Source organism: Kitasatospora sp. NPDC127060 (assembly GCF_042724935.1).
In the GTDB taxonomy this organism is placed as follows: domain Bacteria; phylum Actinomycetota; class Actinomycetes; order Streptomycetales; family Streptomycetaceae; genus Kitasatospora.
On the sequence record NZ_JBHXEG010000022.1, the window covers coordinates 90421 to 101385 of the forward strand.

7 protein-coding genes and 1 pseudogene are annotated in these 10965 nt (G+C 75.8%); 5 read left to right on the forward strand and 3 right to left on the reverse strand.

Features of this window, described 5'->3' with window-relative positions; genetic code table 11:
• Positions 1 to 6444: an SDR family NAD(P)-dependent oxidoreductase gene (locus ACFWIS_RS15325; protein WP_380461514.1), complete on the forward strand. Its 6444-nt coding sequence runs from the start codon at positions 1 to 3 to the stop codon at positions 6442 to 6444.
• A 24-nt stretch (positions 6445 to 6468) separates the two neighbouring features.
• Positions 6469 to 8022, forward strand: a complete 1554-nt coding sequence (locus ACFWIS_RS15330; RefSeq protein WP_380461515.1) for an aspartate aminotransferase family protein — start codon at positions 6469 to 6471, stop codon at positions 8020 to 8022.
• A gap of 56 nt (positions 8023 to 8078) precedes the next feature.
• Here ACFWIS_RS15330 and ACFWIS_RS15335 read toward each other — a convergent pair whose 3' ends face one another.
• The 3 genes from ACFWIS_RS15335 to ACFWIS_RS15345 form a co-directional block, all read right to left on the reverse strand.
• Positions 8079 to 8258 carry a hypothetical protein gene (locus ACFWIS_RS15335; RefSeq protein ID WP_380461516.1) on the reverse strand — a complete coding sequence of 60 codons (180 nt, stop codon included), beginning with the start codon at positions 8256 to 8258 and terminating at the stop codon, positions 8079 to 8081.
• 77 nt (positions 8259 to 8335) lie between these two features.
• On the reverse strand, positions 8336 to 8509 hold the full coding sequence (locus tag ACFWIS_RS15340) for a CsbD family protein (RefSeq protein WP_380461517.1): 174 nt from the start codon (positions 8507 to 8509) through the stop codon (positions 8336 to 8338).
• A 111-nt stretch (positions 8510 to 8620) separates the two neighbouring features.
• On the reverse strand, positions 8621 to 9361 hold the full coding sequence (locus ACFWIS_RS15345; RefSeq protein ID WP_380461518.1) for a rhomboid family intramembrane serine protease: 741 nt from the start codon (positions 9359 to 9361) through the stop codon (positions 8621 to 8623).
• Positions 9362 to 9608: 247 nt separating this feature from the next.
• Here ACFWIS_RS15345 and ACFWIS_RS15350 point away from each other — a divergent pair, with 247 nt between their 5' ends.
• From ACFWIS_RS15350 to ACFWIS_RS15360, 3 genes and pseudogenes are all read left to right on the forward strand, one after another.
• A complete protein-coding gene (locus ACFWIS_RS15350) occupies positions 9609 to 9926 on the forward strand; it encodes a hemerythrin domain-containing protein (protein WP_380461519.1) in 318 nt (105 codons plus the stop codon).
• A 188-nt stretch (positions 9927 to 10114) separates the two neighbouring features.
• Positions 10115 to 10675, forward strand: coding sequence for a hemerythrin domain-containing protein (locus tag ACFWIS_RS15355; protein ID WP_380461520.1), 561 nt, complete (start codon positions 10115 to 10117; stop codon positions 10673 to 10675).
• A gap of 102 nt (positions 10676 to 10777) precedes the next feature.
• Positions 10778 to 10965: pseudogene (locus ACFWIS_RS15360) on the forward strand (hypothetical protein); the annotation flags it as partial.

Below are 10965 nucleotides of genomic sequence, written 5' to 3' on the forward strand. Positions count from 1 at the left end.
ATGCATCTGGAGATCACCCCGATCGACGCACTGCGCCGCGCGGCCCGCCGGCCCGGAGCGGGCCCGGCCCTGCACTACGAGGAAGCCGCCATCGGCTACCCCGAGCTGCTGGACCGGGCCGGGCGGCTCGCCGAGGTGCTCGCCGAGGGCGGGGTGACGGCCCGCCGCCAGGTCGCCTACCTGGGGCTGAACAGCCCGACGCTGCTGGTCGCCTACCTCGCCTGCAGCTGGCTGGGCGCGGTGTTCGTCCCGGTCAACCACCGGCTCGGCGCGGCCGAGGTGGCCGAACTGCTGCGGGACTGCGATGCCCACACGGTGGTGGCCGAGCCGGGCCACGCGCCGCTGGTCGACCGGGAGTCCGGCGCGCGGCTGCTGCTGGTGGACGACGACCCGGCCGCCCCGGTCATCGAACCGCCCGGCCCGCCCTGGACGCCGCTCGGCCCCGCCCTGGCCGCCGCCCAGCCGCCGCGCCAACCCGCGCCGCTGGACGCGGAGGACCTCGCCGTCCTGCTGTACACCTCCGGCACCACCGGCCGCCCCAAGGGGGTGCGGCTCACCCACGGCAACATCTGGTGGAACGCCGCCAACATCGACGCGGCCATGGCCACCCGCGAGGACGACGTCAACCTGGTGGTCACCCCGCTGTCGCACATCGGCGGGCTCAACTGCTTCACCCTGCGCAACCTCGGCCACGGCGGCACCACGGTGCTGCGCCGGCGCTTCGACCCCGAGCGCACCCTGCGCGACCTGGTCGAACTGAAGGTCGACACCTTCTTCGCCGTCCCCTCGATGTACGCCCTGCTCGCCCGCCAGCCCGGCTTCGCCGCCGCCGACCTCTCCGCGCTGCGCGGCGCCGTGGTGGCCGGCGCGCCGGTGCCGCCGGGGCTGGTCCTCGACTACGCCGCGCGCGGGGTGATGCTCCAGCAGGCCTGGGGGCTGACCGAGACCGCCTGCTTCGCCAGCTACCTGCCCGCCGAACTCACCGTCGCCAAGGCCGGCTCGGCGGGCCGGGCGATGCCCTTCACCCAGCTGCGGATCGTCGACCCGGAGACCGGCGCGGACGTCGCGGGGCCGGACCGGCCGGGCGAGGTGTGGGTGCGCGGCAAGCACGTCTCGCCCGGCTACTGGCGCGGCGAGGAAACCCTGCGGGACGCCGAGGGCTGGTTCCGCAGCGGCGACCTCGGGCGGCTGGACGCCGACGGCTGCCTGTACCTGGTCGACCGGCTGAAGAACGTCATCATCCAGAACGGCGAGAAGGTCTACCCTGCCGAGGTCGAACGCGCCCTGGCCGGCTGCCCCGGCCTGCGGGAGGTCGCCGTCCTCGGGGCGCCGCACCGGGAGTGGGGCGAGACCGTGGTGGCGGTGGCCGTGGCCGAGCCCGGCGACGCCCCGACCCTGGACGCGGTGCGGGAGTTCGCCGCCGACCGGCTGGCGCCGCACAAGCTCCCGGTCCGGCTGCACCTGGTCGGGGAGATCCCGCGCAACGGTGCCGGGAAGGCCGACCAGGCGGCCCTGCGGGCCCTGCTGCCCACCGTCGAGGACGGGTCGGCGGCGGCGCGCCCGACCGGCCCTCGCCCGACCGACCCTCGCCCGACCGGCCGGGACGGCCTGCCCGCCCTGGTCGCCGCCGCCACCGAGACGGCGCTCGGCTTCCCGCCCGGCCGCCGCCACGGCGCCACCACGAGCTTCGCCGAACTCGGCATGGACTCGCTCAAGGCCGTCCTGCTGCGCGACCAGCTGGCCGCCGCCACCGGCCTGACGCTGCCCGTGACGCTGGCCTTCGACCACCCGACCCCGGCCGCCGTGGTCGAGCTGCTGCGCACCCGCCTCGGCGAAGCCGCCCCGGCGGAGGAGGACCCGACGCCCTCCGCAGCCACCGGGGACGACCCGGTCGTGATCACCGGCATGGCCGTCCGGCTGCCGGGCGGGATCACCACCCCCGAGGCGCTGTGGCAACTGCTCAGCGAGGAACGGGACGCCGTCACCCGCTTCCCCGAGGACCGCGGCTGGGACCTCGCCACGCTCGGCGACCCGGACCCCGAGGCCCCCGGCCGCTCCGACACCCGGCACGGCGGCTTCCTCGCCGACGCCGCGCTCTTCGACGCCGACTTCTTCGGCATCTCCCCGCGCGAGGCCGCCGCGATGGACCCCCAGCAGCGCCTGCTGCTGGAGACCAGCTGGGAGGCGCTGGAGCACGCGGGCATCGCCCCGACCGCCCTGCGCGGCCAGGACGTCGGGGTGTTCACCGGGGTGTTCGCCAACGGCTACACCGAGCGCGTCCCGGTCTCCCGCGCGGCCGACGGCTACCGGGTCACCGGCGGCGCCACCAGCATCGCGGCCGGCCGGGTCGCGTACGTCCTGGGCACCCACGGTCCGGCCGTCGCGGTGGACACCGCCTGCTCCTCCTCGCTGGTGGCCCTGCACCTGGCGGTGCGCTCGCTGCGGGCCGGCGAGTGCACCACGGCACTGGTCGGCGGCGCGACCGTGATGGCGACGCCGGACGCCTTCGTCGAGTTCTCCCGCCAGCGCGCCATCGCCCCCGACGGCCGGTGCAAGCCCTTCGCCGAAGCCGCGGACGGCACCGGCTGGGCCGAGGGCGCGGCCGTCCTCGTCCTGGAACGGCTCTCCGCCGCCCGTCGGGCCGGCCGCCGCCCGCTCGCGGTGGTGCGCGGCTCCGCCGTCAACCAGGACGGCGCCTCCAACGGCCTCACCGCGCCCAACGGCCCCGCCCAGCAGCGGGTGATCCGCCGGGCCCTGGCCGACGCCGGACTCGGCCCGGACGAGGTCGACGCGGTCGAGGCGCACGGCACCGGCACCGTGCTGGGCGACCCGATCGAGGCCCAGGCGCTCATCGCCGCCTACGGGCCGGAGCGCACCGAGCCGCTGCTGGTCGGCTCGGTGAAGTCCAACCTGGGCCACACCCAGGCGGCGGCCGGCGCCGTCGGCGTGGCCGCCACGGTGCTGGCGCTGCAGCACGGGGTGCTGCCGCGCACCCTGCACGTCGACCGGCCGACCAGCCGGGTCGACTGGTCCGGCGGCGCGGTGCGACTACGGACCGGGACCAGCCGCTGGCCGGAGCGCGGGCGGCCGCGCCGGGCCGCGGTCTCCTCCTTCGGGATCAGCGGGACCAACGCTCACGTGGTGCTGGAACAGGCCCCCCCGCAACAGGCGGGCGCCCCTGACGCCGAGTCGGCGCCGTCGTCGGTGCCGTCGGTGCCGCCGCTCGTGCCGCTGCTGCTGTCCGGGCGGACGCCGGAGGCGCTGGCGGCCCAGGCCGGGCGGCTGGCCGAACTGCTGGACGGTGGGGCCCGCCCGCAGGACGTGGCGCTCTCGCTGGCTGCCGGGCGATCCCTGTTCGAACGGCGGGCCGTCGTGGTGGCCGCGGACCCGGCGGCCGTGCGCGCGGCGCTGCGGGCCCTGGCGGCGGGCGGGGAGGCACCCGGGCTGGTCACCGGGGCCGTACCGGCCGACCGGGCGGACCAGGACGTGGTCTTCGTCTTCCCCGGCCAGGGCACCCAATGGGCCGGGATGGGGCGGGAGTTGTGGCAGGCCGAGCCGGTCTTCGCCGAGCGGATGGCGGCCTGCGAGCAGGCCCTCGCCCGGTACGTCGACTGGTCGCTCGCCGGCGTCGTCCACGGCGCGCCCGACGCCCCGCCACTGGACCGGGTGGACGTCGCCCAGCCGGTGTCCTTCGCCGTGATGGTCTCGCTGGCCGCCCTCTGGGAGTCCTACGGCGTCCGCCCGGCGGCCGTGCTCGGCCACTCCCAGGGCGAGATCGCCGCCGCCTGCGTGGCGGGCGCCCTGACCCTGGCGGACGCCGCCCGGACGGTCGCGCTGCGCAGCCGGGCCATCGGCGAGCGGCTCGCGGGCAGCGGCGGGATGCTCTCCGTACCGCTGCCCGAACGCCGGGTCCGGGACTGGATCCGCGCCTGCGGCCGGGGAGTCGAGATCGCCGCCGTGAACGGGCCGGAGCGCACCGTGGTCGGCGGGGCGAGCGCGGCGCTCAGCGCCTTCCACGGCGAACTGGCGGGCCGCGGCATCGACGTCCGGATGATCCCGGTCGACTACGCCTCCCACACCGCGCAGGTGGCGGAGCTGGAACCGGAGCTGCTCCGCCACCTGGCCGGGGTACCGGCCTCGGCCCCGGCGGTTCCCTGGTACTCGACGGTCGACGGCGGGTGGAACACCGGCCCGGTCGGCCCGGATTACTGGTACCGCAACCTGCGCCACCCGGTGCGCTTCGAACCGGCGGTACGGGCCCTCGCCGGCGACGGCTGCACGGCCTTCGTCGAGATCTCCGCCCACCCCGTGCTGAGCACGGCCATCGAGGCCACCCTCGCCGACACCGGGGCGGGCCCGGCGGCCGTGGTCTGCGGGACGCTCAGCCGCGGCGACGGCGGGCGGGACCGGTTCGCCCGCTCGCTCGCGGAGGCGTTCGTCCGGGGCGTGCCCGTCGACTGGACGCCGCTGCTCCCGCCCGACGCGCGCCGGGTCGACCTGCCGACCTACCCGTTCCAGCGGCGGCGGTACTGGCCGGAGACGCCGCAGGCCCAGGCCCAGGCCCAGGCCCAGGCGCAGGTTCAGGCTCAGGCGGCCGGCGGTGGCGCACTGTTCCGGGTCGCCTGGCGGGACCTGCCCGTGCGGGGCGCGGAGCCCGTCCCCGTCACGCCGGTCGCGGACCTGGCGGCGGCGCCGGAGTCCTCGGGCCGGCTACTGCTCCTGCCGGTGCCCGAGGCCGCAGCCGCAGCCGCAGCCGCAGCCGCAGCCGCCGACGACGATGCCGAGCGCGCCCGGCGCGCGACCGCCCGGGTGCTGGCGGCCGTCCAGGCCTTCCTGGCCGAGCCCCGCCACGAGGACCACCGCCTGGTCGTGGCCACCCGATACGGCGTGGCGACCCAGCAAGGTGAGCCGGTGGACCCGGCCCAGGCGGCGGTGGCTGGACTGGTGCGCTCGGCGCAGACCGAGCACCCCGGCCGACTCCTCCTCGTCGACCTCGACCTGCCCGCCGACGCGAGCCCCGAGGCGTGCGCCCGAGCCGTCGGCGCGGCCCTGGGCGAGGCGCTGGCGGCGGACGAGCCGCAGTTCGCCCTCCGTGGCCCGGCCGTCCGGGTGCCCCGTCTGGTCGCGGCCGCACCCGGGGCGGACAGTCCGGCGCTGGATGGCGCCGGTACCGCGCTGATCACCGGCGGCACCGGACTGCTGGGCCGGCAGATCGCCCGCCACCTGGTGACCGGGCACGGCATCCGTCGGCTCCTGCTCGCTTCCCGGCGCGGCCCCGAGGCACCCGGCGCCGCCGAACTGTGCGCCGAACTGGCCGAGTTGGGCGCACACGCGGAGGCCGTCCGATGCGACGCCGCCGACCGCGAGCAGGTGCGCGCCCTGGTCGCGGGCGTCCCGGCCGAGGCACCGCTGACCGTGGTCGTGCACGCCGCCGGAGTCCTGGAGGACGCCGTGGTCGGCGCACAGACCCCCGAGCGGCTCGCCACCGTGCTGCGCCCGAAGGCGGACGCCGCCCTCTGGCTGGACCAGGCCACCCGCGACCTCCCCGTCACCCTGGTGCTCTGCTCCTCCGCCGCCGGAATCGTCGGGACGGCCGGCCAGTCCGGCTACGCGGCGGCCAACGCCTTCCTGGACGCCCTCGCGGCCCGCCGCCGGGCCGCCGGCCGGTCCGCCGTATCGCTGGCCTGGGGCTCCTGGGACGCCCCCGACGGCATGACGGCCGCCCTGGGCCGGGCGGACCGCGCCCGGCTGGCCCGCACCGGCGTACGGCCGCTCCAGCCCGCCGAGGCGCTGCGGCTGTTCGACGCGGGCATCGCCGACGGCCGTCCGGTACTGGTGCCCCTGGCCCTGGAAGCCGCCGCGATCCGCCGACCCGCTCCGGCGCTGCTGCGGGACCTCGCCGCGCCGCACCCGGCGGCCCCGGCGCCCGGCGGCGCCGAACCGCAGCCGGTACGGCTGGTCGCCACCGACCCGGGCGCCCTACTGGAGCTGGTCCGGGCCGAAGCCGCCGAGGTGCTCGGGGCGGACGAGCGGATCCCGGCCGAGGAGCCCTTCGAGTACGCCGGCTTCGACTCCCTGATGGCGCTCGAACTGCGCGACCGGCTGGCCCGGTTGACCGGCGCCAAGCTCCCCGCGACGCTGGTCTACGACCACCCGAACCCGGCCGCCGTCGCAGAGCGGCTGCGCCACCTCCTGGGCTCCGTCCAGGAGCAGCGGGCGGCCACCGCCGCGCTGGACACCCTGGAGCACGCCCTCGCCGCCCTGGACGGGGCTGCCCGCGAGGAACACGCCGCCCGGCTGCGCACCCTGCTCCAGCGGCTCGACCCGGCCGCTGCCGCTCCGGGGGCCGCTCCGGGGGCCGCGGCGGCGGCCACCCTCGCGGCCGACGAACTGGCCGACGCCGACGACGACGAACTGCTCCGCTTCATCGACACCCGGCTCTGACCGGCACCCCAGAGAGGCACCGCGATGAACACCACCGGTCTGGCCGAACCCTTCCTCCGCGCCCAGCTGGAAACCCTGGGCCTGGCCGTCGAGTACGTTCGCGCCGAGGGCGACACCCTCTACCGGCGCGGCGACGACGGCGGCGAGATCCCCGTGCTCGACCTCGTCGGCGGCTTCGGCGCGACGATCCTCGGCCACAACCACCCCGAAGTGGCGGCTCTCGCACAGGAGTTGCTGGCCGCTCAGGTGCCGGTGCACGCGCAGTTCTCGCTGCACCCGTACGCCGAGACCGTCGCCCGCCGGCTCAATGACATCCTCCGCCGGGAGACCGGTGACCCGGGCCGCTACCTGGCTGTCTTCGCCAACAGCGGGGCCGAGGCGGTGGAGGCCGCGGTCAAGCACGCCGAACTGGACCGCGGCCTGAAGGCGGCCGCGCTGTTCGAACGGATCGGCGAGGGCATCGAGCGGGCCCGCCGGGCCGTCCGCGACGGCGCGCCCCTCAGTGCGGCCGCCCAACGGCTGGCCGGCGGCGGGGACTTCGAGGCGCTGGCCGCCGCCGTCAGCGCCGTCAACCTGGCCCGCGGCGAGGAGCCGCCGGTGCTGCTCGCGCTGGCCGGGGGCTTCCACGGCAAGCTGGTCGGCAGCGTCCAGCTGACCCACAACCCGGCCGTCCGGGAGCCGTTCCGTGCCCTGGCCGCCCCCTGTCGCTTCGTCCCCGCCGAGGACCCGGAGACGCTGGCCACGGCGGTCGCCGAGGAGCGCCGGGCACTGCTCGGCCTCGCCGTCTCCGATGGCGCCGTGGACGTCGTCGAGTACCAACTGCCCAGGCTGTGCGCGCTGTTGCTGGAGCCGATCCAGGGCGAGGGCGGGGTCCGGCCGCTCACCGCCGGGTACGCGCGCGAGGTGCAGCGGATCTGCGCCGAGGCGGACTGCCCGATCGTGGTGGACGAGGTGCAGAGCGGCATGGGCCGTACCGGCACTTTCCTGGCGAGCTCGGCCATCGGGCTGCGCGGCGACTACTACGTGCTCGCCAAGAGCCTCGGCGGCGGCCTCGCCAAGGCCGCGGTGACGCTGGTCCACCAGCGGCGCCACCGGCCCGAGTTCGAGCTGCTGCACAGCTCCACCTTCGCCAAGGACGCCTTCTCCACCCTGATCGCCGCCCGCACCCTCGACCTGCTGGAGGCGGACGGCGGCGCCCTGTACCGGCGGGCCGCCGAACGGGGAGAACGCATCCTGGAGCGACTGTCCGGTGTGCGCGACGACTTCAAGGACGTCGTGGTGGACGTGCGCGGCCGCGGACTGATGCTCGGCCTGGAACTGCGCGACCAGAGCGACTCCCCGTCACCGGTGCTGAGTGAACTCTCCCGGGCCGGGGTGCTCGGCTACGCCGCCGCCGGCCACCTCCTCAACGCCCACGCGCTACGGGTCTTCCCGACCGCCAGCGCGGCGACCACCCTGCGGATCGAGCCGTCCGTCCGGATCACCGACCCGCAGATCGACCAGGCGGAAGCCGCCCTGCGCGCGCTCTGTGAGGTCCTGCGCGCCCAGGACGGCGAGCGGCTCCTGGGGCGTGTCTGACAATTCGCGCGCCCGGCGGGAATCGTCAGACACGCCCGGGACCGCTGTTCGCCGCGTCAGCGGCGACCGGACTCCGGTTCGTGGGCCGGTTCCGTCACCTCGAACTCGGGGCCGTCCTGCGGCCCCTTGTCCTGCTCGTGCTCCGGTGGCGGACCGCCCTCGCCGGTCATCCGGGACTCCGGCGTCTCGACCGGCTCAGGCGGGTCCGCCGGCACGGGTTCCCCCGTGGTGCTCATCGTCCTCACCTCCTGGCACGCCTGGCGACCTCCTGGCACCCCTGGCGCCCGGACGGGCTCGCCGACGGGTACGGGCGTCAGTCCTTCCCCACGTCCTTGACCTTCTCCCCGGCCTGCTTGAGGTCGCTCTTCATCTGTGTGCCCCGGCCCTCGGCCTCGACCACCCGGTCGCCCGTGACCTTCCCTGCGGCCTCCTTGGCCTTGCCCTTGGCCTTCTCCGCCATGTTGCGCAGCTTGTCCTCGGTACCCATGGGGTGCACTCCTCCACTCGGTTTCCGGTAACGGGCCGACGCTTACGGCCTCGGGACCGCGTCTGCCCCGGATCCGCGGTTCCACACCGGCCCGGCGGGAATCGGCCCGGGCTACGCCGCGACCGGCCGCGGCAGCGGAATCCTCGTGCCGGGCGCGAGGACCACGCCGAGCAGGCAGCCCGCCACCAGACCGGCGCCGTGGTTGTTGTGCAGCAGACAGAGGAACACCCCGACCGCAGGGATGAGCAGCACGATCCAGACGCCCTTGAACGGCAGCCCCAGGTCGCTCCTGCGGAGCAGACAGGTGACGGCGAGAGCCCCCAGCAGGCCGCACACGGCCACGGAGTCGCCACCGCCGCGCGGTGACCAGCCGGCCAGGCTGACCACGTGGGACAGCACACCGCTGACCAGGAAGACGGACAAGGTCCGCCACCAGCCGAGAACCGACTCCGCGACGGCGCCGATCACCAGCAGGGCCGCCAGGTTGAACGCGATCTGCCCGATCCCGGAGGACTGCACCAGCAGGGCCGTCCCGGCACGCCACCACTGCCCGTCCGACAGCGCGTCCGGCCGGCGCATCAGACCCTCGACGACGCCGGGTACCGCGTACTGGACCACGGCCATCACCGCCATGACGGCGAACAGCACGGCGGTCACCCACGGCCGCCGCGCCAGGGCGGCCCGGACAACCGCCAGCACCTCAGCCGGTCCGGTGCCGCCGCCCGCCGAACCGCCGCCCGCCGAACCGCCGGCTCCGGCACCGTCCGCGGTCCCGACCAGCAGCAGCGTCCGCAACCCCACCCCGACCACCACCGCGGCACTCGCGTACAACCCGATCTCGTGCGGCGACATCAGCGCCCCCCCTTCGAACACCCGTGGGGCACCTCACCCCGCCAGGTCGCTCATCATCGCAATCGACCGGACACCGACGCCAGCCCAAATGATCATCGACCTGCCGTGACGACCGTCATGGCGGGAGCCGGGTTCCACGGTGGTCGGCGGCCCGCTCCGGGTTGGTCCTCTCCGCGGCCCGCGTTTGGCCCGGCCCCGGCCGGGGACACGCCGGGCCTGCGGGGGAGTTGAAGAGGAGGACCGAGCGATGTCGAACGATGCCATCGTCCTGCTGCGGGAGGACCACAAGGAGGTCCGCGGCCTGTTCCGCGAGTACCGGGCGCGCGCCCAGGACGGCGACGACCAGGCCCGGGCCGGGACGGTCGGACGGATCATCGAGTCGCTGACCGTCCACACCTACCTGGAGGACGAACTCGTCTACCCCAGGATCCGCCGGGAGGTGGAAGGGCTCGCCGAGGAGATGGACCGGGCCAAGGAGGAGCACCACGTCGCCGACCTCCTCTGCGAGGAGCTGAGCCGGATGTCCCCCGGCGACGAGGCTACGACGCCAAGACCACCGTCCTGATCGACGCCGTCGAACGGCACATCGAGCAGGAGGAGGCGGACTGGTTCCCGAAGGTACGGGCCACGCTCGGCCGCAAGGAACTGCGGGAACTCGGCGAGCGGATGCAGGCCGTGGGCGAGACCGCCCCGCGCCACCCGAGCGGCGGCGGGGTGCTGCACCGCATCGCCGACGCCCTGGAGGGCTGAGCCGTGCACCACGACGAGGACCTGTTGGAGCAGCTCACCGCCGACCACCGGGCCGTACTGGTCCACTTCAGCGAACTCAGCGGCCTGCCCCACGGCGACCCGCGCCGCAAGGAGCTGGCCGACCAGGTGACCGACCAACTGGTGCGCCACACCCGCGCCGAGGAACTCCACCTCTACCCGCTGGTCCGCGACCGGATGGCCGACGGACCGGCCGTGGCGGAACGCGAACTCGCCGACCACCGCGCGGTGGAGGCCCTGCTGCAGGAACTCCGGCCGACCGGGGTCGACTCGCCCCACTTCGACCGCCTGGTGGCCCGACTGACCGAGGAGGTCACCCGGCACGCCGGCGACGAGGACGCCCGGCTCTTCCCGGCCGTACGGGCCGTCACCACCGAGGCCGAACTGCGGGAGCTCGCCGCCCGCGCGCGCGAGGCCAAGGAACGCTCCTCCGGCCGGCCCCGCCACCAGCCCCCGACCGAACGTCCCGCCGACCGCCTCCCGCCCCCCGAGCGCCCGCTGGTGGAACGGCTGCGGGACTACGTCTCCCGGGCCGAACCCGGCTGACCCCGCGGATCGGAGGAGACGACGACCACCTCGGTGGCCCCCCCGTGGACAGCGCCGCGCGCCACCCCGGAGAAGAACCGAAGAAGAAGCAAGGAGGGCCCGATGTCGACAGGAGAACTCGTCGCGATCATCGTGCCGATCGCCGTCGTGGTGGTCCTCGTCGTCGCGGCGCTGTGGTTCGTCGACCGCCGCCGCCGATTGCGGGAACGATTCGGCCCCGAGTACGAACGGCCCCCGACCCCGCCCGCGCGGGGACCGGTCGGACAGCCGGATCGCGACCCGTCCCCGCG